The following is a 26,983-nucleotide window of genomic DNA, read 5'->3' on the forward strand; positions in this document are numbered from 1 at the left end:
ACACGGCGTCGAGCCCTGGCGCGCACACCGCGCGGGGCCTAGCATCGGCATCAACCGGACAACGTCGTCCGGAAGAGGAGGATCCGATGGAATCGCAGGAGTTCGACGTCGTCGTGGTCGGCTCGGGGGCCGCCGGGCTCGCGACCGCGCTGGGAGCGATCGACGAGGGCCTGAGCGTGCTCGTCATCGAGAGCACGGAGCGTTGGGCGGGCAGCACGGGCATGTCGGGAGGCGGCCTGTGGCTGCCGAACAACCCGCTGATGCGGCGGGATGGGGTCGGTGACTCGCGCGAGGAGGCGCTGGAGTACCTCGCTCGCACGGTCGGCGACGGCGAGCGATCGGCATCGCCGGAGCGGCGCGCCGCGTTCGTGGACGGCGTCGATGACTACGTCACCACGGCCGAGCGGTACGGCGTGCGGTTCCTGCGTTCGAAGGACTACCCCGACTACTACCCGGAGCTCCCCGGCGGCAAGATCGGTCGGGCGCTCGAGTCACGGCCGTTCGACGCCAAGCGCCTCGGCGAGCTCGCCCGGACGCAGCGCGTGTCGATGCCGCTGCCGATGCTCACCGACGACCTGTGGCAGCTGCAGCGCTCGTGGGTGACGTTCGACGGGTTCCTCCGCGGCGTGCGGTTCGCCTTCCGCGTGCTCGGCGGCCTCGTGCGGGGCAAGCGGCTGACGGGGATCGGCGGATCGCTCACGGCGTCGCTCGGCCACGCGGTGTTCGTGCAGGGGAAGGTGCCGCTGTGGCTCTCGAGCCCGGCGCGGCGGCTGATCACCGAGGGCGACCGGGTGGTCGGCGTGGAGGTGGAGCGCGAGGGCGCGACGGTGATCGTGCGGGCGCGGCGCGGGGTCATGCTCGCCTCGGGCGGCTTCGATCACCACAGGGAGTGGCGCTTGCGCTACCACGGCATCGCGGGCAACCCGGCGGGCAACCCCGGCGGGCTCGGGCAAGGGCACGAGCTGGCGCGCGAGGTCGGCGCCGCGTTCGAGCTCATGGACGACGCGTGGTGGGGCGCCGCGGTGAAGCCGATCCGGGGCGGGTCGGCCGGGTTCATGGTGGGCGAGCGCGCGCTGCCGTACCAGCTCATCGTCGATGCGCAGGGCCGGCGGTTCGCGAACGAGGCGGAGTCGTACGTCGACCTCGGCCACCACATGCTCGAGCATGACCGCGGCGGCCGGTTCTGGCAGATCGGCGATGCGCGCTATGCCCGCCGCTACCTGCGCACCTTCGCCGTGGATCCGCGGGTGAACAAGGCGATGACGGCCGAGGGGATCCGCGTCACCGCCGACACGATCGAGGAGCTGGCGCCGCGGATCGGCATGGATACCGCGGTGCTGCGCGAGACGGTGGACCGCTTCAACGGCTTCGCGCGATCGGGCAAGGACCAGGACTTCCACCGCGGCGACTCGGCGTACGACCGGTACTACGGCGACCCCACGGTGCGGCCGAACCCCTGCCTGGGGCCGCTGGAGAAGGGGCCGTTCACGGCGTACGAGATGGTGGTGGGCGACCTCGGCACGAAGGGCGGCGTGGTCACCGACACCCACGCCCGGGCACTGCGCGAGGACGGCACGGTGATCGAGGGGCTCTACGCCGCCGGCAACGTCTCGGCCGCGGTGATGGGACGCACCTACCCGGGGCCGGGGTCGACGATCGGACCTGCGTCGGTGTTCGGGCTCATCGCCGCCCGCACGATGGCGCGCGGCTGATCAGTCCTTCAGGCGCACGAGGCGCTCGTGGCCGGTCTCCTCGAGCTCGGCGATGTCGCCGCGCGACTTCACGAAGTCGTTGAACGACCGGAACCCCAGCGCCTTCTCGCTGAACGACGGATCCATGCGGCGCATGTGCTGCTTCACCGCCGAGCTGTGCAGCCACTCGGCGTCGTCGCTCTTGCCCTGGCCCAGCTCGAGCGCGCGGCGCAGCAGGTGGGTGGCGGCATCCTGCGGGTCGACCTCGGGCTCGGCCTCCGGATCCTCCTCGACGGCCTTCTTGCGGCGCCGGCGGGGCTTGCTGGGCGCGGTCGGCTCGACGTCGGCGGGGACCTCGGGCTCCGCGGCGACGGCGGGCTTGGGCCGCTCCGGGCGCGTCACGCCGGGCAGGGAGTCGTAGGCCTCGAACTCGTCGCACGCGGCCGCGAGCGACTTCGCGGTCGATCCGGCCACGCCCACGCCGATCACGTAGCGGCCGAGGCGGCGGCAGCGCTGGGCGAGGGGGACGTAGTCGCTGTCGCCGCCGACGATCACCACGTGGGTGAGATCGGGCAGGCGGAACATGTCCTCCACCGTGTCGACGGCCAGGCGGATGTCCGCGCCGTTCTTGGCGTACGCGGCCGCCGGGAACAGCTGCACGAGGTCGACCGCGCGGGCGACGAGCTGCTGCCGGTACACGGCGTTGACCGGCGAGGACCAGTCCGCGTAGGCGCGCGTGAGCACGAGCGTGCCGAACGAGGCGGCGTAGTCGATGATCGCGCCGACGTCGATGGTCGCCAGCCGCAGCTTCTCGGCGACCTCCGGATCGGTCGGATCCTCGGCGATGCGCGCGCGGTCCTTGGAGTACGCGTTGCGCCCGTGGACGCGGTCGTACCAGCTCATCACGATGTTGTCGAAGTCCAGGTAGACCGCGACGCGGGAGTCGCTCACTTCGACTCCCCTCGGTCGCTCCGTGCATCGCGTGCGGGGATCCCGTCCGGCTCGGTGGGGTAGACGAGGCCGATCTGCCGGCGGATCTCGTCGAGGGCGCCCATGATCTCGACCGTCTGGTCGATCGGCAGGATGTCGCCGGCGAGGTTGCCCTCCGCCACCAGCTTCTCGGCGGCCAGCGCCTCGTACTGCATGCCGCGGCCCTGCACGCGCGACTCGTAGGTCTCGAGCACCGTGCCGTCGGGGGCGCGCAGCCGGAAGGTGGTCGGGCGGTAGAAGGCGCGGTCGATGTCGATGCGCGCCTCGGTGCCGATGATGTGCGCGGTCGTCGGGCCGGCCGCGCGCGAGGACGACAGCGTTGTGGAGAGCGCGCCGTCGCCGTGGGTCATGATCGTCGCGACCTCGGTGTCGGCACCGGTCTCGCCCAGGCGTGCGGTCGCGGTGATGCGCGTGGGGGCGCCGAGCACGTCCCACACGAACGAGATGGGGTAGATGCCCAGGTCCAGCAGCGCGCCGCCGCCGAGCGCGAGCGCGTTGAGGCGGTGCGCGGGGTCGGAGGGCAGCTTCTGGGTGTGGTCGGCGTGCACGGCGCGAATGTCGCCGAGGGCGCCGGCGGCGAGCAGCTCGCGGACGCGCACCATGTGCGGCAGCCAGCGCGTCCACATCGCCTCCATGACCAGCAGGCCCTTCTCGGCCGCCAGATCGCGCAGGGCGGCGGCCTCGGCGCGGTTGACAGTGAAGGCCTTCTCGACGAGCGCGTGCTTGCCGTTCTCGAGGGCGAGCTTGGCCGCCTCGAAGTGCATCGGGTGCGGCGTGCCGACGTAGATGATGTCGACGTCCGGATCGCCCACGAGCGCCTCGTACGAGGCGTGCACGTTGTCCACCTCGAAGTCGCGCGCGAACGCGTCGGCGCTCGCCGCGGTGCGCGAGCCGACGGCGCGCAGATCGAGGCCGGCCTGTCGCAGATCGCCCGCGAACGCCCGCGAGATGCCGCCCGTGGCGAGGATTCCCCAGCGAAGTCCAGTCATGCCCCGAGCCTACGCGGTCGCGCGGTGCGTCAGAGGGCGTCGAGGGCCCGGGCGAGGTCGGCGATGAGCTCGGACGGGTCCTCGAGGCCGATCGACAGGCGGATCGTCGCGAAGGAGATGCCGGCGGCCGTGAGCTGATCGCGCGTCATGTGGTTGTGCGTCATCGTGGCGGGATGACAGGCGAGCGACCGGGCGTCGCCGATGTTGGCCACGAGTCGGATCACGCGCAGCGCGTCGATGACCTTCTCGGCGCGCGCGTAGTCCGCCTCGTCGTCGCCGGTGGCGGCGAGGTCGAAGGCGAACACCGACGGCACGCCGCGGGGGAGGTACCGCTCGGCGAGCCCGTGCCAGCGGTTGGACGCCAGGCCGGGGTGGTGCACGGCGGCGACCGCCGGGTGGCTCTCGAGGAACGCGGCGACGGCGAGGCCGGAGGCGGCGTGGCGATCGACGCGGAGGTTGAGCGTCTCGACACCCTCGATGATCTGGAACGCGTTGAACGGGGACAGGGCCGGGCCGAGGTCGCCGACGTACTTCGACTTGATGAGCGTGATGAACGCCGCCTCGCGGCCGAACGCGTCCCACAGCGGCACCCCGCCGAAGCGGTGATGCGGCTCGCTGAGGGCGGGCCACTTCTCGGGCGAGGCCGAGAAGTCGAACGTGCCGAGATCCACGACGACGCCGCCGAGCGAGGTGCCGTGGCCGCCGAGGAACTTCGTGGCGGAGTGCACCACGATGTCGGCGCCGAACTCCCGCGGGCGCAGCAGCGCCGGGGTGGCCACGGTGTTGTCGATGACGAGGGGCACGCCGGCCTCGTGTGCGATGTCGGCGACGGCGCGCATGTCGAGCACCTGGGCCACCGGGTTGGCGACGCTCTCCGCGAAGAAGGCGCGCGTGGTGGGGCGCACCGCCGCGCGCCAGGCGTCGAGGTCGTCCTGATCGACGAAGGTCACGTCGATCCCGAGGTCGGCGAAGGTGTCGTGGAACAGATCGACGGTGCCGCCGTAGAGCTGGTGGGCGGCGACGATGTGGCCGCCGCGCCCCGCCAGGGCGAGCGTCGCCACGGCCGTCGCGGCCTGGCCGGAGCCGACCGCCGCCGCCGCAACGCCGCCCTCGAGCGCGGCCACCCGCTGCTCGAGCACGGCCTGGGTCGGGTGCGCGTTGCGGCTGTAGATGAAGCCCTTCTCGCGCAGGGCGAAGCGCTCGCGCGCCTCGCGGAGCGAGCGGAACTGGTAGGCCGACGACTGATGGATCGGCACCGCGACCGTCTGCTGCGCGACGGCGCCCGGCTCGTACCCGGCGCCGAGCTGGGCGGTGACGAAGCCTTCGGGCAGGGCGGGCGAGTCGTGCGTCATCCCTCCATCTTGAGGGATCGCCGCGCGCCGGCCGAACGCTCCGTCACACGGCGAAACGGGGCCCGGCATGCGCCGGACCCCGTTTCGCGACGGCTCACACCAGCGGCGGCACCTCGTAGCGGCGCGGGTTGCCGAACCGGTGCGCGGTGATCGACACCGCCTGCTCGCGCAGGAAGGTCAGCATCTCCACGCGGCCGGCCGAGACGACGGGGCCGTCGTAGACCGCGACGTTGGGGGCGCCGTCCGTCGCCTCGGCCACGGCCGCGCGCGAGGCGCCGAGCAGGCGCACGCGTCCCCCCGTGGCGGTCAGCCCGCGCAGGCGCTCCGCCCAGGCGACGGCGTCCTCCACCATCGCGGCGGCGCCGACGGAGGCGAGGTAGGCGGCAACGGCGGGCTCGAGCGCGGCGGCCGAGCTGACCGTGAGGGCCGAGCCGGCGCGGGCGCCGGCGGCGGCCACGCGGACGATCTCACGTGCGGGCGCGTCCTCGACCCGGATCGTGACCGGCACGGGCGCGTAGCGGAGCACGTTCTGCTCGAGCGCGAGGCCCTGCACGTCGCGCGCGACGCCGAACTCGTCGGCGAACGCCGCGACATCGGCGGCCAGCGCGGCCGCGAGCCACGCGTCGTCGCAGGCGGCCAGCGCCGCGCGCGCGGCGGCGTCGAGCGCGCCCGCCGCGGTCACGGGGGCGTCACGCCAGGTGCCCAGGCCGAACAGGTAGCTCGGACCGCCCGCCTTCGTGCCGGCGCCGACCGCCGACCTCTTCCAGCCGCCGAACGGCTGGCGCTGCACGATCGCACCGGTGGTGCCGCGGTTGACGTAGGCGTTGCCGGCCTCGATCCGCTCGAGCCAGCGGGCGACCTCGGCCTCGTCGAGCGAATGCAGGCCCGAGGTGAGGCCGTACTCGATGGCGTTGACGAGGTCGATCGCCTCGTCGAGCGTCGCCGCCGTCATGATCCCGAGTACGGGGCCGAAGTACTCCGTGAGATGGAACTCCGAGCCGGGGCGCACGCCGTCGCGGATGCCGGGGCGCCACATCGCACCGGCCTCGTCGAGCCTCTCGGGCTCGAGCAGCCAGCTCTGCCCGGGCTCGAGGGCCGTGAGCGCACGGAGGAGCTTGCCCTCGGCGGGGCCGATGAGCGGGCCGATGCGCGACGGACCCTCCCACGGGGCGCCGACCTCGTAGCCGCTGACCGCGTCGAGCAGCTGACGCCGGAAGCGCTCGCTCGTGCCGGCGGTGCCCACGAGGATCACGAGCGACGCGGCCGAGCACTTCTGGCCCGCGTGGCCGAACGCCGAGTACGCGACGTCCTTCGCCGCGAGGTCGAGATCGGCCGACGGGGTGACGATGATCGCGTTCTTGCCGCTCGTCTCGGCCAGCAGCGGCAGGTCGCGGCGGAAGGATCGGAACAGCTCGGCGGTCTCGTAGCCGCCGGTGAGGATGACGCGGCCCACCCGCTCGTCGGCGACGAGCTGCGCGCCGAGGGCGCGGTCGGCGAGGGTCACCAGGCGCAGCACCTCGCGCGGCACGCCGGCCTCCCACAGCGCCTCGGCGAGCACGGCACCGCAGCGGGCGGACTGGCTCGCGGGCTTGAGGATCACGGCGGAGCCAGCCGCCAGGGCGGCGAGCGTGGATCCCGCGGGGATCGCGACGGGGAAGTTCCACGGCGGCGTCACCACCGTGAGGTCGACCGGCTCGAACGCGGCGCCGTCCACGCCCGCCAGCGCCCGGGCGCTCTCGGCGTAGTAGTGCGCGAAGTCGATCGCCTCCGACACCTCGGGGTCGCCCTGCTCGATGACCTTGCCGGCCTCCGCGCCCATCACCTCCAGCAGCTCCGCCCGGCGCGCCTCGAGCACGTCGCCGGCGCGGTGCAGGATCGCGGCGCGTCCGTCGGAGCCGAGGTCGCGCCAGGCGGCCGCCGCGCTCACGGCGCCCGCGATCGTCTCGTCGAGTTCGGTGGCGGTGCCGATCCGGCGCGCCGCGAGGGTGTCGACGCCGAGGGTCGACGACGCCATGCGCGCGCGGATGCCCGCGGCCCACTCGCGGTTGGGCGCCAGCGCCGGATCGGTGTCCGGCGTGTTCTCGAACCGATCCGTGGGCGCCGCCGGAGCCGGCAGCTGCCGGTTCTGCACACGGCGGGGTGCCGGCACCTCGGTGGGGATCGCCGCTACCGAGCGCAGGAAGCGGTCCTTCTCGCGCTCGAACAGCGCGGGGTTCGTGTCGAGGTCGAAGACGGCCGACATGAAGTTGTCCTGGCTCGCGCCCTCCTCGAGGCGGCGGATCAGGTACGCGATCGCCACGTCGAACTCGTCGGGGTGCACGACGGGCGTGTACAGCAGCAGCGAGCCGACGTGGCGGCGCACGACCGCGGCCTGCGCGGTGGCCATGCCGAGCAGCATCTCGAACTCGACGCCCGCGGTGGCGCCGCGGCGCTGGGCGAGCAGGTGCGCGAGGGCGATGTCGAACAGGTTGTGCCCCGCGACGCCGATCTTGACGTGCGCGACGCGCTCCGGGTGCAGGGCGTAGTCGAGCACGGCCTTGTACGAGGCGTCCGTGGCCTGCTTCGACTCCCAGGTCGCCAGCGGCCAGCCGTGGGCCTCGGCGTCGACCTGCTCCATGGGCAGGTTCGCGCCCTTGACCACGCGGACCTTGATGGGCGCGCCGCCGCGGGCCACGCGCGCGGCCGACCACTCCTGCAGGCGCATCATCGCCCCCAGCGCGTCGGGCAGGTAGGCCTGCAGCACGATGCCGGCCTCCAGGCCGAGGAACTCCGGGCGATCGAGGATCGTCGTGAAGACCGCGATCGTCAGGTCGAGGTCCTTGTACTCCTCCATGTCGAGGTTGATGAACTTCCCGCCGCGGCGGGCCGTCTCGTACAGCGGCAGCAGGGCCTCGACGGCATCGGCCACGGCCTCGTCGAACGCCCACGGGCTGTGCGGCGCCACGGTGGACGAGACCTTGATCGACACGTAGTCGACGTCGTCGCGCTCCAGCAGGCGCGCCGTGCTGGCGAGGCGCCGGGCGGCCTCCTCGCGGCCGAGGATCGCCTCGCCGAGCAGGTTGACGTTCAGTCGGGTGCCGTCGCCCTGGATCCGCTCGAGCGCGGCGCCGAGCTTCTCGTCGCGCGCGTCGACGATGAGGTGGCGCACCATGCGGCGCAGCACGGCACGGCTGGCGGGCACGACGACGCCGGGGAGCGCGGGCGCGAACAGGGCGCCCAGGCGGATGAGGGCGCGCAGGGGAGCCGGCAGGAAGCGGGGGATGAGGGGGACGAGCTCGGTGAGGGCGTGGGCGGCCACGCGCGTGTCCTCGGGGCGCACGACGCCGTCGACGAAGCCGACGGTGAAGGCGAGGCCGTTCGGATCGCGCAGCACGCCGGCGAGGTTCCTGGCCGACGCGTCGACCTTCTCGGTGCGGGCCTCCTCGAGCCAGGTGCGCACGAGCGCGATGGCCTCGGCTGCGAGATCCGCGTCGATGCGTGCGGGCGACGACTCGGGCTGCGGGTGGGGGACGGGCGACGCGATCGTCATCCGGGCTCCTCGGTTCGGGCGGAGGGGGACGCTACATCGTCGCGTGCGCGATCGTGTGAAAAAAGCACCACTTGCCGAACGGATCCTTTCGCTACGATCGAACGATGCGCGAGGGCTGGAACATGCGCCGGCTGCAGCTGCTGCGCGAGCTGCAGCTGCGCGAGACGATCACCGCCGTGGCGGCCGCGCTGGGGTACAGCCCGTCGACCGTGTCGCAGCAGCTCGCCCAGCTGGAGCGCGAGGTCGGCACCGCGCTGCTGCAGCCCGAGGGGCGGCGCGTCCGGCTGACCGCGAACGGGGAGCTGATCGCGGCCCACGCGGCCCGGGTGATGGCGCTGGAGGAGGACGTCCGCGGCCGGCTGGAGCCCGAGGTGACGGCGATGACCCGGGTGCGCGTGGCGAGCATCCAGACCGTCGGCCGAGCGATCGTGCCACGCATGCTCGAGATCCTCGCGGCGTCGCACCCCGCGCTGCGCGTGGAGGTGGCGGTCGTGCCGCCCGAGCACGCGCTGTTCGAGCTCGAGGCGCGCGGGTACGATCTCGTGATCGCCGAGCAGTACCCCGGGCACACCCGCGAGCGGCGGGTCGGGCTGGATCGGCAGCTGCTCTGGCACGACGCGATCCGGCTCGCGACCGCTCCCGGCGACGACGTCCGCACCCTCGCCGACGCGCGCGACCGGTCGTGGATCATGGAGCCCGAGGGCACGGCGGCGCGCGCCTGGGCCGTGCAGCAGTGCCGCGCCGCGGGGTTCGAGCCGGACGTGCGCTTCGAGGCCGACGACCTGCTCGCCCACATCCGCTTCATCGCCGCGGGGCACGCGGTGGGGATGCTGCCCGGCCTCGCCCTCGTGGGCGACGAGGACGCGGTGCGCACGCTCGATCTGCCGGGCGCGCCCGATCGCGAGATCTTCACGACGGCGCGCGAGTCGTCGGCGGCGAGCCCCGGCGTGCGCGCGGTGCGCGCCGCGCTGCGCGAGGCGATCGCGGCGCGGTGAGCCCGGGTGCGCTTGAATGAGCGCGTGGATGAGGACGCCGAGCTCGCGCAGCTCCAGGCGCGCGCCTACGGGCCGGACGCCGACATCGATGCGGCCGGGGCCGCGCGGCTGCGGGAGCTGCAGGAGCGGGCCCGGGCCGCACGCTCGGCCGCGCTGGCGACCGCCCCGACCGAGGCGCCCGTGACCGTGGCACCGGTGGCGGCCCCCGCGCCGCCGTCCGAGCCCGAGCCGTCGTCGCCCGGGGCGCCGGCGCGGCCCGAGCCCGCGGGCGACGCCCGGCCGGCGGCGGCGGAGGTGGAGGCCCCCGCGCGGGGCTGGTGGCGTCGTCCGGCGGTGATCGCCGCCGTGGGTGCGCTCGCGGGCGTCGCCCTGGCGGGCGGCGTGGGCGCGGCGATCACGGCCGGCGCCGCGCCCGACGCGATCCTGGCGATCGAGCCCGAGGGGCGCGCGGCGACGGTGTTCGGGGGCTTCGGCGATGCCACGGTGTTCGAGCTCTATCACGGCATCGACGTCAGCTCCACGACGCAGGCCGGATCCACGTGCCTGCACGTGTACTACGACTTCGTCGACGAGGGCGGCGGCACGGCCGCCTTCGGGGACTCGCGCTGCGCCCCCGACGGCGCCGCCGTGATCGCCGAGGTCTGGGTCGGCGAGAGCCCGTACGGATGGTCGTCGGGTGAGCTGGAGGACGTCCGCTCGGGCACGTTCCTGCGGTTCCAGCTCGACGGCGACGTCGTCAAGGTCTGGCGGTTCGACCCGCCCGCGCCGACCGAGACGCCGGCGGGGAGCTGATCAGGGCACGACGACGAGCTTGCCCGGCGCGCCCGCCTCGACGGCGCGGTGGGCGTCGGCGGCCTCGTCGAGTCGGAAGCTGCGTCCGAGCTCGATGCTGAACCGGCCCGCCGCGAGCATCGCCAGAGCGATCGGCACGGCCTCGGCGCGCAGCTGGTTCTGCTGCGGCGTCAGGGGGTGCGGCGACCCGCCGCCGAAGGCGCGGATGCCGAGGTCGCCGGCCTTCGGCCCGGCCACGATCGTGGCGATGCGGGTGCGGTCCGCGAGCAGCTCGAGCGACTGGGCGAGCGCCTCGTCGGTGCCGGCGCAGTCCAGGATCACCGTCACGCCGTCGGGCGCGAGGGAGCGCACCGCGTCGATCAGGCCCGGCCCGTAGGCGAGCGGCTCGGCGCCGAGACCGGCGACGCGATCGGCGCGTTCGGCGCTCGTCGTGGCGATGACGCGAGCCCCCCACAGCGCGGCGAACTGGATCGCGGCCTGACCCACCGAGCCGGAGCCGCCGTGGATGAGCAGCGTGTCGTCGGCGCGCACGGCGAGCGAGCGCAGCGCCTGGTAGGCGGTGCCCCACGGGATCGGGATGCCGGCGCCCTGCGCCGCCGTCACGCCCGCCGGCCGGAAGGTCAGCTTGTCGGCATCGATGGCGATGTCGGTCGCGTAGGCGCCCTCGGCCCCGCGGAAGACGACCGGATCGCCCACGCGGAACCCGTCGACGCCCTCGCCGACGCTCGTGACGTGCCCGGCGCCGTCGGCGCCGGTGCCCCGCGGCTCCGTGAACGGCGGCGAGGGGCGGATCCCCGCCCGCAGCTTGGTGTCGATGGGGTTCACGCCGGCGGCCTCCACGCGGACGGTGACCTGACCGGGGCCGGCGACGGGATCGGGGACCTCCGCCACGCGAAGGACCTCAGGACCGCCGAGTTCGCTGTACTGCACTGCACGAGCCATGAGTCCGAGCTTAGGACGCCCGGACGCGGATCGGCCCGCCCTCGAGACGAGGACGGGCCGATCGGGCGACGGCGCTTACAGCGCGTCGATGGCGGCGTTGAAGGTCGCCGACGGGCGCATCACGGCCGAGGTCTTCTCGGCGTCGGGGCGGTAGTAGCCGCCGATGTCGGCGGGCTTGCCCTGGACGGCGATGAGCTCGTCGACGATCGTCTGCTCCTCGGCGGCGAGCTTCTCGGCCAGCGGCGCGAAGGCCGCGGCCAGCTCGGCGTCGGCGGTCTGCTTCGCCAGCTCCTGCGCCCAGTACAGGGCGAGGTAGAAGTGCGAGCCGCGGTTGTCGATCGTGCCGAGCTTGCGGCCGGGGGAGCGGTCCTGCTCGAGGAACGTGCCCGTGGCGGCGTCGAGGGTGTCGGCGAGGACCTGGGCCTTCGCGTTGCCCTCGCTCTGCGCGAGGTGCTCGAATGAGGCGGCCAGCGCGAAGAACTCGCCGAGCGAGTCCCAGCGCAGGTAGTTCTCCTCGACCAGCTGCTGCACGTGCTTCGGCGCCGATCCGCCGGCGCCCGTCTCGAACAGGCCGCCGCCGGCCATGAGCGGGACGATCGAGAGCATCTTCGCCGACGTGCCGACCTCGAGGATCGGGAACAGGTCGGTGTTGTAGTCGCGCAGCACGTTGCCCGTCACCGAGATGGTGTCGAGGCCCTGGCGCAGGCGGTCCAGCGAGAACTTCGTCGCCTCCGCCGGCGCCATGATCCGGATGTCGAGGCCGTCTGCGTCGAGCTCGGGCAGGTACTCCTTCACCTTGGCGATGAGGTTCGCGTCGTGGGCGCGCTTCTCGTCGAGCCAGAACACCGCGGGGGTGTCCGACAGGCGGGCGCGCGTGACGGCGAGCTTGACCCAGTCCTTGATCGGGGCGTCCTTGGTCTGGCAGGCGCGCCAGATGTCGCCGGTGCTCACCTCGTGGCTGAGCACGACCTCGCCGGCGGCGTTGACGATGCGCACGGTGCCGGGCGCGGCGATCTCGAACGTCTTGTTGTGCGAGCCGTACTCCTCGGCCGCCTGCGCCATGAGGCCGACGTTGGGAACGGTGCCCATGGTCGCCGGGTCGAGGGCGCCGTTGGCCTTGCAGTCGTCGATCACGGTCTGGTAGACGCCGGCGTACGACGAGTCCGGGATCACGGCGAGGGTGTCCGCCTCCTTGCCGTCCGGGCCCCACATGTGCCCGCCCGAGCGGATCATCGCCGGCATCGAGGCGTCGACGATCACGTCGCTGGGCACGTGCAGGTTGGTGATGCCCTTGTCGCTGTTGACCATCGCGAGGGCGGGGCCCTCGGCGAGGCGGTCCTCGAACGCGGCCTTGATGGCGGCGCCGTTGGGCAGCCCGGCGAGGCCCTCGAAGATCGAGCCGAGGCCGTCGTTCGCCGAGAGGCCGGCGGCCTCGAGCTCGGCTCCGAACTTCTCGAACACCGGCGCGAAGTAGGCGCGCACGATGTGGCCGAAGAGGATCGGGTCGCTGACCTTCATCATCGTGGCCTTGAGGTGTGCGGAGAACAGCACGCCCTCGGCCTGAGCCTGGGCGACCGCCTCGGCGAGGAACGCGTCGAGCGCGGCGGCGTTCATGAACGTGGCGTCGATCACCTCGCCCTCGAGGACGGGCAGCGACTCCTTGAGCACGGTGACGGTGCCGTCCTCGGCCACGTGCTCGATGCGCAGCGTGTCGGCGGCGGGCGAGACGAAGGACTTCTCGTTGGAGAAGAAGTCGTCCTTGCCCATGGTCGCGACGCGGGTCTTCGAGTCGGCGCTCCAGGCGCCCATCGAGTGCGGGTGGGCCTTCGCATAGGCCTTCACCGCGCCGGGCGCGCGGCGGTCGCTGTTGCCCTGGCGGAGCACGGGGTTGACGGCCGAGCCCTTGACCTTGTCGTAGCGGGCGGCGATGTCCTTCTCGTCCTCGGTCTGCGGGTCCTCGGGCAGGTCCGGCACGTCGTAGCCGAGGGCCTGCAGCTCCTCGATCGCCGCCTTCAGCTGCGGCACCGATGCCGAGATGTTGGGGAGCTTGATGATGTTGGCGGTCGGCTCGAGGGCCATCTCGCCGAGCTCCGCGAGGGCGTCGCCGACGCGCTGCTCGTCGGAGAGGCGCTCCGGGAACTGCGCCAGGATGCGGCCCGCGAGCGAGATGTCGCGGGTCTCGAACTCCACACCCGCCTTCTTGGCGAAGCCTGCGATGATCGGCAGCAGCGAGTACGTCGCCAGCAGCGGCGCCTCATCGGTGTGGGTGTAGATGATCTTCGACATGCGGTGGCGCTCCAGTGATCGGGAATGTGCCGGGTAATTTATCTCGATATCAAGATACCTGAGGCGGGTCCGCGGACCCTCACCCATCCTTCCGGTCGCCCGCGCGAGGGGCAACTCGCGCGGCTACAGCTGGGCGATCCCGCGCACGATCGCCGATACCGCGCCCGCACCCGCGATCGTGAACGCCGCGGCGCGGGCGACGCGCGGCGGCACCCGGCGGGCGAGCCACGCGCCCAGGCCCACGCCGCACAGCACGGTGGCGACGATGACGGGGAAGATCCACGGCGGCGGCAGCTGGGCGAGCGTCGTGGTGCCGGTGGCCAGCTTCGCGCCGACCGACACGATGCCCATGGTCGCAAACGTCGGCTGCAGGGTGGCGGCGAAACCCGACTGATCCCAGCGCGTCAGGCGCGCGTGGATCGCCATCGCCGGCGCGGCCACGCCGGACGCGGTGTTGAGGAAGCCGCCGACCAGGCCCGTCGCGAGCGAGAGTGCGGGGGTGCGCACGTGCGGCAGCCGGGGCGTCGCCAGCGTGAGCGCGAGCGCCGCGAGCACGACCGAGCCGATGAGGATGCTCAGCCAGGCACCGTCCATCATCCCGACGAGCAGCGCGGCCGGCACCGCCCCGACGATCACGCCGGGGACGAACAGGAGGTACTGCCGCCACTGCACGCGGGCGATCACCGACAGCATGATCAGCACGCCGGAGACGATCGTCGTCGCATTCGTCACGAACACGCCCACCACCGGGCCCAGCGCGATTGCCAGCACGGGGGCGACCACGAGCCCCACGCCCATGCCGGCGACGCGCTGCAGCACCGTGCCCACGAGCACCGCCGCCACGATCGCGACGACGACTCCGGCAGACACCCCGCCAGCCTAGGCGGGTGCAACCGGTCACCGGGCGCGCCGCGGGAAGGTCGTGGTCGCCGGACGAGCCGGGGAGGTCGCCCTGCAGGCAGCGCGGTCGCCGTGCCCGGAGGCCGCGCTGCTGTCACGCCAGCGGAAGGGCCGCCAGGAACGCGTCGAAGTGGCTGTACCAGATCGTGTGGGCCGCGCCCGGGACATCGCGCACGTCGATGCCGGCGGCGCGCAGCCGGGCCGCCTCGTCGTCCGGGATGTCGTCGCTGGGGCAAGGGCGGACCACGACAGCTCCGCGCGGGAGTGGCCACGAGCCACCGGGAGCGGCCGAGGCGGCCGCCGCCGTGTCGGGATCGAACTGCTCCGCTGCGCGCGCCTCGCGCTCGGCATCGTCGGGCGAGTAGTACGACCGCGCCAGGAGGCGTTCCCGCGTGCGCTCCGCTCGTGCGCGTGCGTAGTGCGCGCGGGCGCGCTCGCGATCGGCGCCGCCCGGGAACGACGTCGGCGAGTCCACGATCACGAGCCGATCGGCGGTGAGCCTGGACGCCGCGGCGGAGAGGACCAGGCCTCCGTACGAGTGCCCGATCGCGAGGTCGGGTGCGTCAGCGCCCGCCTCGCCGGCCGTCCGGAGCAGGGCCTCCGCCGCGCGTTCCACGGTGAGCTGCGGGTCTCGAGGGGACTGCCCGTGGCCGGGAAGACCGATCGCGAGGGCCCGGAAGCCTCGAGCCGCCAGCGCCTCTCCGACACGCGTCCAGCTCTCGGAGGACCCGAACATGCCGTGCACGAGCAGCGCCGTGCGATCACCGGAGCCCCACTCTCGCGTGTGCAGCATCAGCCGTTCCGTCCGTCGAGGAAGGAGGGATCCACGCGCCCGATCATCATCGCCACCGCGGGGGACGCGCCCGAAACGTGGAGCGTCACCTCGGGGTGCTCTCGGTGCCAGACGCGGAACAGCTCGTCCGCGAAGCCCTGTCCGATCAGTCCGAGGCCCGTGAAATCGAGCGTGACCTCCGTGAACTTCTCAAGCCCGGCGGCGAAGCGCTTCGCCTCGCTTCGGCTGATGAACTCGCCCTCGGCAGGCGTCAGCCTCACCACGGGGGTCGTGCGGACGAACGCGAGGTCCTCATCGGTGTACGCGGCGAAGACATCGGCGAGGCCCCGCGCGGTGTCCGCGTCCAGAGCGAGGCGCACGACGGTGCCTGTTGCGTGGGAGCTGCCGGTGGCGATGTCGTCGATGCGGTTGTCGACGATGAATCGGAGCCCGTTCGCCGAGAGGTCGAAGAGGTCGACGGCCTTCGAGGTGAAGAAGAGGCCCTCGCCCGCATGTCGCGAGGGCGCCGTCGTCCGTTTGCCCTTCGTGAGCTCGACAAGGCTGTCGAGGACGCTGGGCAGGGCGAAGCCCTCTCTGATCGTCTCGAAGACGCCGACGCCGTCGTCCTGCACGGTGACGCGGATGTTCCGGTCGTCGAGCTCGCAGGAGACGGTCACCTCGCTGCCGCGCGAGTGATCGATGGCGTTGTTCACCGTCTCCGTCACGGCGTACGCCAGGATCGTGCGCGCACTGTCGGGGAGGGGATCGAGGCGATCATCGAGCCAGGTGCGCAACGATCGCCACACCTCGTCCTCTTCCAGCCCGGCCAGGCGGTGCGTCTGTGTCCACTCCGCGCTCGGCGTGGCGCGCGCATCGGTGTACGCATCCCATTCCGCACGAAGTCGTACGGGATCGAATCGTCGGTGGCCGCCCGGGGTCGTCGTGGAGGTCAGGATCCCGCGGTTGGCGAGTTCGCGGACGGTGCTCGTCGAGACACCGAGGATGTCCGCGGCTGCGCCGATCCCGACTCGCGATGACGAAGAGCCCATGGTGCCTCCGTTGATTTCTATAGATTCAACGATGATTCTTCCACGGGCTCGCATGGGAATCTACATAAATCTATATGTCACCGAAGCGCCTTCTGGATGCGCTGCACCGAGACGGCCTCGGCGGTGCCCAGGCGCTGGGCGAACAGGCTCACGCGCAGCTCCTCGAGCAGCCAGCGGGCGGCGACCAGCTGCGGGGGAGCATCGGCGGGGAGCGGGATCGCGCCGCCCGCCTCGGCGAACGCGGCGGCGGCGCGCTCGTACTCCGTCATCCACGCGCGGTCGCGGCCCGGGTTGTCGGGGAGCTGCTCGAGGCGGATCCGCGCGCCCTCGAGGTAGCGCGGCAGGTGGCGGAGGCGATCGAGGCCGGTCGCGAGCACGAATCCGGGGTGCACGAGCCCGGCCAGCTGCCCCCGCACGTCGTTGAGCGCGCCGAGCAGCGTCATCGAGTTGGCGCGCTTCATCGCCTTCTCGACCTCGCGGGCGGCCGTGAGGATCCGCGCCACGAGAGACACCGTCGCGAGCACGTCGTCGACCGATCCGCGACTCACCTCGTCGCGCACCGCCTCGAACTGCGCGCGCGTGCGGACGGGGCCGTGGCGATCCAGCACGGCGTCGGCGACGGCCGCGCGGCAGTCCTCGATCACGGCGCGGGCCGACGCGTACGGCGAGGCGGCGAGGGCGAGCTTCTCGTTCGCGGTGAGGTGCTCCTGGATGTACGACACCGGGCTCGGCACCTGCAGCAGCACGAGGCGGCGCACGCCCGCGCGGCTCACTCGGCGTGCGGCCTCGGCCGTGGCCTCCACGCGGATCTCGACGCTCTCCTTGCGGTCGACGAGCGCGGGATAGCCGCGGACCACGCCGCCGGCCACCTTGGTGTCGACCACCTCGGGCAGCTCGCCGAGGTCCCAGTCGGTGAGGCCGGTGCGCTCGATCGAGGCGTGGATCGTCGTGGCCTCGGCCACGCGGCCCGCGCCCTTCGGAGCGCGCGAGCCGGCGCGATCCAGCTGACGGGCCACGCTGTCGCGGGCCTTGCCGGCCAGCCGCTGCTGCAGGGTCGCCAGGTCGCGATCCGACGCGAGGGCGCGGCCGCGCTGATCCACCGCGCGGAACGACATCTTCAGGTGCTCCGGCACGCGGTCGAGCTCGAAGGCGTCGGCTCCGACCGGCTGATTCGCCTGCCGTCGCACGAGCCGGGCGAGCACGTCCGCGAGCGTCGCGGCCGGGCGTCCGGCGTGATCCTCCGGACCCTGGCCCGCCAGTTCCTCCGAGAACCTCGCGGCCCAGTCGGCCGCCGGCACCACGTGGCGCCGGATGGCCTTCGGCAGCGCCTTGAGCATGGCGGTGATGAGCTCGTCGCGCATGCCCGGAACCTGCCAGTCGAAGCCCGCCGGCTCGATCTGCGCGAGCAGGGGCAGGGGGATCACGACCGTGACGCCGTCGTCCGGGGCGCCCGGCTCGAACCGGTAGGCCAGGCCGAGCGTCTGATCGCCCTGCGTCCACTTCGTGGGGAAATCGCGGGCATCCGACGTGGCGGCGCCGTCGACGAGGTCCTGCTCGCGCATCGTCAGCAGCTTCGGCTGACGGGCCACGCCCTCGCGCCACCACGCCTCGAACGAGCGCACGTCGAACACGTCCTGCGGGATCCGCTCGTCGTAGAACGCGTAGACGGCCTCGTCGCCGGCGAGGATGTCGCGGCGGCGCTCGCGCTCCTCGAGCTTCTCGAGCCGGCGCCGCAGCTCGGCGTTCTGGCGCAGGAACTGGGTGAGGTGCTGCGGCAGGACCGAGGGATCCCAGTCTCCCTCGACGAGGGCGTGACGCAGGAACAGGTCGCGGGCGCCGGGGCGATCCACACGGGCGAACTGGATGCGCCGACGCGGCACGATCTCGACGCCGTACAGCGTGACCTTCTCGTATGCCACCGCCGCCCCGGCGTCCTTCGACCAGTGCGGCTCGCTCACCTGACGCTTGGCGAGGTCGCCGGCCAGCGGCTCCGCCCAGGCCGGATCGATGCGGGCGACGGTGCGCGCGAACAGCCGCGACGTCTCCACGAGCTCGGCGGCCATGACGGCCTGCGGCCGCTGCCGGCGCAGCGCCGAGCCGGGGAAGATCGAAAAGCGGATGCCGCGCGCGCCGCGGTACTCCGCCGGGGCGGGGCGGCGATCCTTGGGGGCGGCCTTGGCGTCGCGCGTATCGAGTGTGCCGATCTGCGAGAGCAGGCCCGCGAGCAGGGCCCGGTGGATCGCCTCGCCCTGGGGGTGGCCGGACTCCGGGGTGCTCCGTGACCTCGACGCGCTCGCTTCGCTCGCTTGCTCGGTCCGTCTCCGCTTCGCGGCTTCGCCGCTCCGGTCGACGAGCGATTCGGACCCGCGCTTCGGCTTGGGGAGCATGCCGCGCAGCTGGCGGTGCACGTCGAACCACTCGCGCACGCGCACGTAGTTGAGGAACTCGCTGCGGCACAGCCGGCGGAACGCGCTCGAGCCCAGGGCGCGCTGCTGCTCGCGCAGGTGGTCCCACAGCTTCAGCAGGCCCAGGAAGTCGCTGGCGGGGTCGGCGAACCGCGCGTGCGCCTGATCCGCCTGCTCGCGCTGATCCTCCGGCCGCTCGCGCACGTCCTGGATCGACAGGCCCGCGACGATCGCGAGCACCTCCTCCTGCACGCCCGTGCGCCCGGCCTCGATGAGCATGCGCGCGAAGCGGGGGTCGATCGGCAGCCGGGCGATGTCGCGGCCGATGCGCGTCAGGCTCGGCTGCCCGCGGCCCAGGCGCACCGCCCCGAGCTCCACGAGCAGGTCGAGCGCCGCCTTCACGCCGCGCGAGTCGGGCGGGGTGAGGAACGGGAACTCCGTGATGTCGCCGAAGCCGAGCGCGAGCATCTGCAGGATGACCGAGGCCAGCGACGTGCGCAGGATCTCGGGCTCGGTGAACTCCGGCCGCTTCTCGAAGTCCTCCTCGGAGTAGAGGCGGATCGCGATGCCGTCGCTCGTGCGGCCGGCGCGGCCCGACCGCTGCTGCGCCGAGGCCTGCGAGATCGGCTCGATGGGCAGGCGCTGCACCTTGGCGCGGTTCGAGTAGCGCGAGATGCGCGCCGTTCCCGTGTCGATCACGTACTTGATGCCCGGCACGGTGAGCGAGGTCTCGGCCACGTTCGTGGCGAGCACGACGCGGCGCCTGACGCCCGCGACGGTGGATCGCTCGAACACCCGGTGCTGCTCGGCGGCGCTCAGGCGGCCGTAGAGCGGGAGCACCTCCGTCGGCGCGGCCTGGTTCGCGAACGCGCCCCGCACCGCATCGGCGGCGTCGCGGATCTCGGCCTCGCCGGGCAGGAACACGAGCACGTCGCCCGGCGCCTCGCGGTCGAGCTCGCGCAGGGCCGCCACGATCGCCGACACCTCGTCCTGCGGCTCGGCGTCTCGCGCCGGTCGTTCCTCGGCCTCGTCCACGAGCGGCCGATAGCGGATCTCCACGGGGAACGTGCGGCCTGAGACCTCGATGATCGGCGCCGGCGTGCCGTCGGCGGCGGCGAAGTGGCGGGCGAACGACTCCGGATCGATCGTCGCCGAGGTGATGACCACCTTCAGGTCCGGCCGCTCGGGCAGGATCCGACGCAGGTAGCCGAGGAGGAAGTCCACGTTGAGCGATCGCTCGTGCGCCTCGTCCACGATGATCGTGTCGTAGCGGCGCAGTAGCCGGTCGCGGTGGATCTCGTTGAGGAGGATCCCGTCGGTCATCAGCGCGATGCGGGTCGCGTCGGAGATCTGATCGGTGAAGCGCACCTTGTAGCCGACGATCCCGCCGAGCTCCACCTGCAGCTCCTCGGCCACGCGCTCCGCGATCGTGCGCGCGGCGAGCCGGCGCGGCTGGGTGTGCGCGATCCGCGTGCGCCCGAGCTCGAGGGCGATCTTCGGCAGCTGCGTCGTCTTGCCCGACCCGGTCGCGCCGGCCACGATCACGACCTGGTTCTCGCGCAGCGCCGCCGCGATCTCGTCCCGCGCGGCGCTGACGGGCAGCTCCGGGGGATAGGTGATGATCGGCTCGGGCATAGCCCTCCAGTCTATGGGCCGATCCACAAGGCTCTGGCGTTCAACAGACGTTCCTGGTTCCGTAACACGCATGACCCACGCGAACCCGCAGACTGTCCGGATGACCCGCCGACTCGTCATCGTCGTCCGAGCCGACCCCGTGATCTGCGGGCATTCCGGCGAAGCCCGCAACCTCGCCGAGGCCGCGCTGCTGCGCGGATTCGACGAGGTGCGGATCGTCACGTGGCCCATCGAGCGCCTCGAATCCGCCGGACTGCCCCTCAAGCCGCTCGACTCCGTGCTGCCGTACAGCGAGGGCATCCACGTGGAGCGTCCCGAGCCGGTCGGCGACTACAAGGTGGTCGACGGGCGCTACATCGGCGGGCTCATCGGGCGCCTCGTGGAGCTGTTCACCGACGGCGTTCCGACCGTCGCGATGTCGCTGTACCTGTCGCCGCACACCACGGCCGTCACCGACGCCGTCGAGGTCGCGCGCCGCACGGGGCTGCCGGTCAACGTGATCACCGTGGCGGAGGCCGTGGGCTCGGACATCACCAACGTGGTGCGGCAGTGCATCGAGGCCGACCGCTTCGGCGCCGCCGCGCACGTGCTCGAGTCGTACCTCGCCAGCGACGTCTGCGTCGCCGTGAGCCAGTACACCAAGGACCTCATCGTCGAGGAGGCCCGCCACCTCGACACCAAGCACGGCACGAGCTACGCGGCCCGCTGCGAGGAGAAGGTGGCGATCTCGTACCCCGCGATCAACGCGGCGCTGTTCGTCGGCCTCGAGCCCGAGGACGTCGACCGCCACCTCGCCGCCCGCGGGCTCGAACGCGACGGGTACGTGTTCTACCTCTCGCGGCTGGCGCGTGCCAAGGGCGTCGACGACCTCATCGCGGGCTTCGCCGCCGCCGAGGCCGCGACGGACCGGCAGCTGGTGATCGCCGGGCGCGGCCCGGAGGAGATGGAGCTGCGGGCGATCGCCGCCGCGTCGCCGGCCGCCGACCGCATCCGGTTCCTCGTCGACGTGGACGACGCGGAGAAGCCGTTCCTCTTCGCGGGCGCGGCCGCGTACGTGCTGCCGACCAAGCCGCGGCCGGAGTTCATCGAGACCTTCGGCATCGCGCTCGCCGAGAAGGCGCTCTCCGGCGGCGGCCCCGCGATCACGACGCTCACCGGCGGCGTGGGAGAGGCCGTGGGCGACACCGCGATCATCATCGACGTCGACGCCCCCGAGCAGATCGCCGCGGCGATCGACCGGGCGCTGTCGATGGGGTCCGCCGAGCGCGCGGAGTGGGAGGACCGGGCGCGCGAGTACGCGCTCCAGTTCGACCGCGCCAGCGTCTTCGATGCGCTGTTCGAGCGCGTCACCGCCGTCGAGGCGGAGCGCGAGCGGGTGCGCGCGGCGTCGTGAGCGCATGGCCGGGTCCTAGGCTGGGGACATGACCGTTCCCACCGTGAAGCTCAACTCCGGTTACGAGATCCCGCAGCTCGGTTTCGGCGTCTTCCTCGTGCCCCCGGCCGAGGCCGAGAAGGCCGTCAGCGAGGCGCTCGAGGTCGGCTACCGCCACATCGACACCGCCGCCATCTACAAGAACGAGGAGGGCGTGGGCGCCGCGATCGCGAAGAGCGGCATCCCGCGTGAGGAGCTCTTCATCACGACGAAGCTCTGGAACGACCGCCAGTCGGGCGAGCAGCCGCACGACGCGATCCGCGAGAGCCTCGACAAGCTCGGCCTGGAGTACGTCGACCTCTACCTGACGCACTGGCCCACGCCGCAGCGCGACACCTACTCGAACGCCTGGCAGAAGCTCATCGAGATCCGCGACGCGGGCCTGTCGCGCTCGATCGGCGTCTCGAACCACCTGCCCGAGCACCTCGATCGCATCGTGAAGGACACCGGTGTCGTGCCGGCCGTCGACCAGATCGAGCTGCACCCCGCCTACCAGCAGGCCGACGTCCTCGCCTGGGGCGAGGCCAACGGCATGAAGATCGAGTCGTGGGGTCCGCTGGGTCAGGGCAAGTACCCGCTGTTCGAGAACCCCGCCGTCGCCGCGGCCGCCGAGGCGCACGGCAAGACGCCGGCGCAGGTCGTCATCCGCTGGCACCTGCAGCGCGGCTTCATCGTGTTCCCCAAGTCGGTGCGCACCGAGCGCATGGCCGAGAACTTCGACGTCTTCGGCTTCGAGCTCACCGCCGCCGAGATGGACGCGATCACCGCGCTCGACCCGGGCGACGGTTCGGGCCGCGTCGCCTCGCACCCGTCCGAGGTCAACTGATCCGATCGGATCGCACGGGCCGGCTCCCTCGGGGGCCGGCCCTTCGCGTTGCTCGCGGGCGGGTCGCGGTGCTCGGGGTCAGATCCAGCCGGGCAGCCACATGTGCAGCCACCACAGCCGGTACGGCTCGAGGATCCCCGTCGACAGCGGCAGGAAGTACAGCGCCGACGCGAGCGCGATCACGACGAAGCCGGACGAGACCATGCGCCAGGCGCGGGTCTGGCGGGCCGCGTACCGGGCGGCGTCGACCCGCTCGCGCGGCGTCGGGTCGGGCAGCAGCACCGGCTCGCGGTCGCGGCAGAGCCACTGGAGCGCCAGCGCGACCGCCAGGCACACGTACGGCAGCAGGGCGATCGAGTAGAACTGGAACGTCGTGCGCTGCGGGTAGAGCAGCCACGGCACCCACGTGATCGCGAACCCGGCCAGCGGCACCGTGAAGCGGGCGCTGCGCGTGCGCACCGCGACGACGGCGAGGAACACGATCGCCGCGATCCCGGGGTACCACGCGATCGGATTGGGCAGGCTCGTGATCACGCCCATGCAGTCGTCGCTCCACGCGCACGTCGCCTCGCCGACGGCGGGGTGATCCACCCACATCGCGGTGGGGCGCTGCAGCAGCGGCCACTGCCACGCCGGGCTCGCGTAGGGGTGGCCGCTCGTGAGCCCCACGTGGAAGCCGTACACCGACGAGTGGTAGTTCCACAGCGCGATCAGCGGGTTCGGATCGGACTGGCGGTCGTAGCCGCCGGCCGTGAACAGCCATCCCGACCACGAGGCCAGGTACGTCACCGCCGCGATCGGCACGAGCAGCACGAACGACGCCGGCCCCTGCCGGACGATCGCGCTCGGCAGCCAGCCCTCGAAGCCGGCGCGGCGGCGCTCCAGCGCGTCGGTGGCGACGAGCCACAGGCCCACGCCGGCCAGCGCGTACAGGCCCGACCACTTCACCGCCGTCGCCGCGCCCAGCGCGACGCCCGCGGCGAGGACCCACGGGCGCCGCCACAGCACCGGACCGAACACCGAGTCGGGCGCGCTCTCGATCCGCTTGCGCACCTGCGTGCGATCGATCACGACGAACAGCACCGCGATCAGCACGAACAGCGCGAGGAAGTTGTCCAGCAGCGCCACCCGGCTCATCGAGATGCCGAGCCCGTCGACCGCGAGCAGACCGCCCGCGACCGCGCCGACCGCGATCGATCCCGACACCCGCCGCCCGATCGCGTACAGCACGGGCACCGCGGCGATGCCGGCGAGCGCTACGGCGAAGCGCCACCCCCAGCCGCTGTCGGCGCCGAACAGCGCCATGCCCAGCGCGATCAGCCACTTGCCGAGCGGCGGATGCACCACGTACGACGGATCGCTCGAGAACGCGCCGGTCTCGCCCGCGACGAACCGGGCGTCCCCGTCGTCGGGCCACGTGCCCTCGTAACCGAGGTTCCACAGCGACCAGGCGTCCTTGACGTAGTAGGTCTCGTCGAACACGAGCTCGTGGGGGTGCTGCAGGGCGATCAGCCGCGGCAGCGCGGCGATCACCGTCAGCAGCAACGGCGCGAGCCACTCCCACGCGCGCGCCCGGATCCTCACCCCGCCAGCCTATGGGCGCCCCGCCGATGCGTGCGGGATTGCGCGGGGGGTCGGGGGCGGGGCGGGGGTGCGCCTGCGATTCCGCGCAGATCTGCGATTCGGCGCAGATCGCGCGGCTGCGGCTGCGCTGTTGTGCAGATCTGCGCTGCAACGCCGGCGTCCGGGCAGGATCAGGACGCGCGGCGGCGGTGCAGACCGCGCGCGATGGCCGCCGTGATGAGTTCCTGCACGGTGGCCCAGTCGTCCATGACCTGGCGATAGCCGACGCGGATCACGTGGTAGCCGGCCAGACGGAGCCGGGCATGTGGGGTGCCGCTGCGCTGCAACGTAGATCTGCGCTGAAACGCCGGCGCGCACGCGGGGGCGAGCCGAGGCCGCGAACCCCTAGAACACCTCGCGGTGGGTGAGCTGCTCGGTGCCGATGATGCGGTGGCGCACGGCGGCGGAGAGCTGGTCGACGATGATCGTGACCACCACGGTCACCAGCAGGGCGATGCCCGCGCGCGCCCACTCGCGGCCGTTGAACAGCTGGTCGAAGAGGAAGCCGATGCCGCCGAGCCCGAGCATGCCGAGGATCGCGCCGGCGCGGATGTTGACCTCGAACCGGTACAGCCAGAACGACACGATCTCAGGCATCACCTGCGGCAGCATGCCCCAGCGCAGCACCGACAGGCCCGAGGCGCCGGTGGCGCGCAGCGCCTCGACGGGACCGGGGGAGAGGTCCTCGAGCGCCTCGCTCGTGAGCTTGCCCAGGGTGCCGACCGATCCGATGCCGAGCGCGATCGCGCCGGCGGCCGGGTGGAAGCCGAACAGGGGCAGCAGGAACACGATCGCGAGGATGAACTCCGGGATCGCCCGGATCACGTTGAGCAGGGTGCGGGTGATCCACACGAGCCATGCCGGGGCGACGTTGCGCGCGGCGGCGAAGCCCAGCGGCAGCGACAGGATCGCGCCGATGAGGGTGCCGATCCAGGCGATCGAGAGCGAGTCGAGCATGAAGTCGAACGCGACCGCCCACCACTCCCGCTGCGGATCGGCGAACGGGTTGGCCCAGAATCCCTCGGTGAGCAGACGCGCGTAGGTGACGAGCCGCTCGGGCAGGCCGAGCAGGGCCGCCCAGTCGGCACGCAGCGCCACGGCGCAGCCGATGACGACGGCCGCCACGGCGACGAAGGCGATGGTCGCGGGCACCTTGGAGGGCGCGGCGGGGCGGGGCGTGCTCACATCAGCCTCTTCCGCAGGGTCTGCGACGCGACGTCGAGGACGATCACGATGACGATGAACCCGACCACGACGGCCGACACGTTGTCGTAGTTGAACCGGGCCCGCTCGACGTTGAGCACCGAGCCGATGCCGCCCGCGCCCACCATGCCGATGATCGCCGACGCGCGCAGGTTGATCTCGAACACGTACAGCACGTACGAGAAGTACCCGGGCCACACCTGCGGCAGCACGGCCGCGACGATGCGCTGCATCGTGGATGCGCCCGCGGCGTCGGCGGCCTCGAGCGGGCCGCGGTCGACGGCGTCGATCGTCTCGCTCGTGAGCTTGGCGATGATGCCCATGTTGAAGATCACGAGCGCGAGCACGCCCGCCAGCGACCCGATCCCGACCATCGCGACCATGAGGTACGCCCACCCGATCTCGGGCAGCGACCGCAGCACCGACAGGATCGCGCGCACGACGCGGAGGAACCACGGGGAGCGGTTGGACGTGTGCGAGCCCATCAGGGCGAAGACGAGGCCGAGCAGGGCGCCCGCGAAGGTCGCGATCACCGCCATGAGCAGCGTCTCGAGCCACTGCGGCCATACCTGCGCCATGAACGCCCAGTTCGGGGTGAGGTACTGCTGCACGATGCCCCAGGCGCGCGGATTGCCCTCGAAGAACGGCGCGAGGGTGAAGTCGATCTGGATCGCCGACCACACTGTCATCGCGACGGCCACCACGCCGGCGACGACGAAGAACGGGCGCGGCGCGGGCCGCCGCGGGCGGGCCGGGGCCGTCATGCGTCGGGACCGTCGGGGAGATCCACCTGGGCGGCGGCCGAGCCGGGCAGGACGTCGGCCGACGAGAGCGGCCGGCCGTAGATCTGCTCGAACACGGCGTCGTCGGTCTGGGCCGGGGTGCCGTCGAACACGACCCGTCCCGCCCGCATGCCGATGATGCGGTCGGCGTAGCGCGTGGCGAGGTCGAGGAAGTGCAGGTTCACCACCACCGTGATCCCCAGCTCGCGGTTGATGCGCTGCAGGTCGCGCATGACCATGTCGGCGGTGGGCGGGTCGAGCGACGCGACCGGCTCGTCGGCCAGGATCACCGACGGCTCCTGCGCGAGCGCGCGGGCGATCGCGACGCGCTGCTGCTGCCCGCCGGAGAGGGCGGACGCGCGGTTGTACGCCTTCTCCACGATGCCCACCCGTTCGAGGGCCTGGAACGCCCGCTCCGTGTCGGCCTTGCGCCACCAGCCGAACAGCGCGCGCCACCACGGCGTGGCGTGCAGCCGGCCCGTGAGCACGTTGCTCAGCACCGTGGAACGGGGCACGAGGTTGAACGACTGGAAGATCATGCCCACGCGGGCGCGCAGGCGACGCAGGCCCCGGCCCGCGGCGCCGTCCACGCGGAAGCCGTCGACCTCGAGGGTGCCCGAGCTCGTCGGCACGATGCCGTTGATCGTGCGGATGAGCGTGGACTTGCCGGCGCCGGAGAGCCCCACCACGACGACGAACTGGCCGTCGGGGATCTCGAGGCTGACCCCGTCGAGGCCCTTCGTGCCGGTGGGATAGAGGACGGAGACGTCGTCGAAGCGGATCACGTGTG

The 26,983-nt window shown here is 72.6% G+C and carries 20 protein-coding genes; 5 read left to right on the plus strand and 15 right to left on the minus strand.

Annotation, left to right across the window (positions count from 1 at the left end; genetic code table 11):
* The first annotated feature begins 86 nt into the window (after window positions 1-86).
* On the plus strand, window positions 87-1,712 hold the full coding sequence (locus tag E3O41_RS04430) for an FAD-binding protein (protein WP_135012064.1): 1,626 nt from the start codon (window positions 87-89) through the stop codon (window positions 1,710-1,712).
* Here E3O41_RS04430 and E3O41_RS04435 read toward each other — a convergent pair whose 3' ends face one another.
* From E3O41_RS04435 to E3O41_RS04450, 4 genes are all read right to left on the minus strand, one after another.
* Window positions 1,713-2,594 (minus strand): NYN domain-containing protein, encoded by an 882-nt coding sequence (locus tag E3O41_RS04435; RefSeq protein WP_067026042.1) that lies wholly within the window; start codon window positions 2,592-2,594, stop codon window positions 1,713-1,715.
* Window positions 2,595-2,638: 44 nt separating this feature from the next.
* Window positions 2,639-3,670, minus strand: a complete 1,032-nt coding sequence (locus tag E3O41_RS04440; protein WP_135012066.1) for a Gfo/Idh/MocA family protein — start codon at window positions 3,668-3,670, stop codon at window positions 2,639-2,641.
* A gap of 29 nt (window positions 3,671-3,699) precedes the next feature.
* A complete protein-coding gene (locus E3O41_RS04445; protein ID WP_205631751.1) occupies window positions 3,700-5,022 on the minus strand; it encodes an O-acetylhomoserine aminocarboxypropyltransferase/cysteine synthase family protein in 1,323 nt (440 codons plus the stop codon).
* A gap of 94 nt (window positions 5,023-5,116) precedes the next feature.
* Complete coding sequence (locus E3O41_RS04450) at window positions 5,117-8,551, minus strand: bifunctional proline dehydrogenase/L-glutamate gamma-semialdehyde dehydrogenase (RefSeq protein ID WP_067025904.1); 3,435 nt, start codon at window positions 8,549-8,551, stop codon at window positions 5,117-5,119.
* A gap of 104 nt (window positions 8,552-8,655) precedes the next feature.
* Here E3O41_RS04450 and E3O41_RS04455 point away from each other — a divergent pair, with 104 nt between their 5' ends.
* Both E3O41_RS04455 and E3O41_RS04460 read left to right on the plus strand, forming a co-directional pair.
* Window positions 8,656-9,546, plus strand: coding sequence for a LysR family transcriptional regulator (locus E3O41_RS04455; protein WP_067025906.1), 891 nt, complete (start codon window positions 8,656-8,658; stop codon window positions 9,544-9,546).
* Between the two features lie 24 nt (window positions 9,547-9,570).
* On the plus strand, window positions 9,571-10,338 hold the full coding sequence (locus tag E3O41_RS04460) for a hypothetical protein (protein WP_067025908.1): 768 nt from the start codon (window positions 9,571-9,573) through the stop codon (window positions 10,336-10,338).
* Here the strand turns inward: E3O41_RS04460 and E3O41_RS04465 are convergent, their stop codons facing one another.
* The 6 genes from E3O41_RS04465 to hrpA form a co-directional block, all read right to left on the minus strand.
* The gene (locus E3O41_RS04465; protein WP_067025910.1) at window positions 10,339-11,280 is read right to left on the minus strand and encodes a quinone oxidoreductase family protein; all 942 of its coding nucleotides are present in this window, start codon (window positions 11,278-11,280) and stop codon (window positions 10,339-10,341) included.
* 75 nt (window positions 11,281-11,355) lie between these two features.
* Window positions 11,356-13,566: an NADP-dependent isocitrate dehydrogenase gene (locus tag E3O41_RS04470; protein ID WP_067025912.1), complete on the minus strand. Its 2,211-nt coding sequence runs from the start codon at window positions 13,564-13,566 to the stop codon at window positions 11,356-11,358.
* Window positions 13,567-13,689: 123 nt separating this feature from the next.
* Window positions 13,690-14,436: a sulfite exporter TauE/SafE family protein gene (locus tag E3O41_RS04475; protein WP_067025914.1), complete on the minus strand. Its 747-nt coding sequence runs from the start codon at window positions 14,434-14,436 to the stop codon at window positions 13,690-13,692.
* A 124-nt stretch (window positions 14,437-14,560) separates the two neighbouring features.
* Complete coding sequence (locus E3O41_RS04480) at window positions 14,561-15,259, minus strand: alpha/beta fold hydrolase (protein ID WP_083990911.1); 699 nt, start codon at window positions 15,257-15,259, stop codon at window positions 14,561-14,563.
* Entirely contained in the window at window positions 15,259-16,287 is a 1,029-nt protein-coding gene (locus E3O41_RS04485) for an STAS-like domain-containing protein (protein WP_067025916.1), read from the minus strand. The genes E3O41_RS04480 and E3O41_RS04485 overlap by 1 nt, the downstream gene beginning before the upstream one ends.
* A gap of 77 nt (window positions 16,288-16,364) precedes the next feature.
* Window positions 16,365-20,327: an ATP-dependent RNA helicase HrpA gene (gene hrpA, locus E3O41_RS04490; RefSeq protein ID WP_135012068.1), complete on the minus strand. Its 3,963-nt coding sequence runs from the start codon at window positions 20,325-20,327 to the stop codon at window positions 16,365-16,367.
* A gap of 100 nt (window positions 20,328-20,427) precedes the next feature.
* On the opposite strand from hrpA, the gene E3O41_RS04495 reads away from it, so the two are divergent.
* Together E3O41_RS04495 and E3O41_RS04500 are read left to right on the plus strand one after the other, a co-directional pair.
* Window positions 20,428-21,720, plus strand: a complete 1,293-nt coding sequence (locus tag E3O41_RS04495; RefSeq protein WP_099566296.1) for a glycosyltransferase — start codon at window positions 20,428-20,430, stop codon at window positions 21,718-21,720.
* Window positions 21,721-21,748: 28 nt separating this feature from the next.
* Window positions 21,749-22,585 carry an aldo/keto reductase gene (locus E3O41_RS04500; RefSeq protein ID WP_067025922.1) on the plus strand — a complete coding sequence of 279 codons (837 nt, stop codon included), beginning with the start codon at window positions 21,749-21,751 and terminating at the stop codon, window positions 22,583-22,585.
* Window positions 22,586-22,663: 78 nt separating this feature from the next.
* On the opposite strand, the gene E3O41_RS04505 is transcribed toward E3O41_RS04500, so the two are convergent.
* The 5 genes from E3O41_RS04505 to phnC form a co-directional block, all read right to left on the minus strand.
* Window positions 22,664-24,169, minus strand: coding sequence for a dolichyl-phosphate-mannose--protein mannosyltransferase (locus tag E3O41_RS04505; RefSeq protein ID WP_067025923.1), 1,506 nt, complete (start codon window positions 24,167-24,169; stop codon window positions 22,664-22,666).
* A 170-nt stretch (window positions 24,170-24,339) separates the two neighbouring features.
* Entirely contained in the window at window positions 24,340-24,495 is a 156-nt protein-coding gene (locus E3O41_RS14105) for a hypothetical protein (RefSeq protein WP_158231521.1), read from the minus strand.
* A gap of 58 nt (window positions 24,496-24,553) precedes the next feature.
* Entirely contained in the window at window positions 24,554-25,393 is an 840-nt protein-coding gene (gene phnE, locus E3O41_RS04510) for a phosphonate ABC transporter, permease protein PhnE (protein ID WP_135012070.1), read from the minus strand.
* On the minus strand, window positions 25,390-26,175 hold the full coding sequence (phnE, locus tag E3O41_RS04515; protein WP_135012072.1) for a phosphonate ABC transporter, permease protein PhnE: 786 nt from the start codon (window positions 26,173-26,175) through the stop codon (window positions 25,390-25,392). The genes phnE (E3O41_RS04510) and phnE (E3O41_RS04515) overlap by 4 nt, the downstream gene beginning before the upstream one ends.
* Complete coding sequence (phnC, locus tag E3O41_RS04520) at window positions 26,172-26,978, minus strand: phosphonate ABC transporter ATP-binding protein (RefSeq protein ID WP_067025929.1); 807 nt, start codon at window positions 26,976-26,978, stop codon at window positions 26,172-26,174. Before phnC ends, phnE (E3O41_RS04515) begins: the two co-directional genes overlap by 4 nt.
* Window positions 26,979-26,983: the final 5 nt, after the last annotated feature.

Origin of the sequence: Microbacterium sediminis, from assembly GCF_004564075.1 — a bacterium.
In the GTDB taxonomy this organism is placed as follows: domain Bacteria; phylum Actinomycetota; class Actinomycetes; order Actinomycetales; family Microbacteriaceae; genus Microbacterium; species Microbacterium sediminis.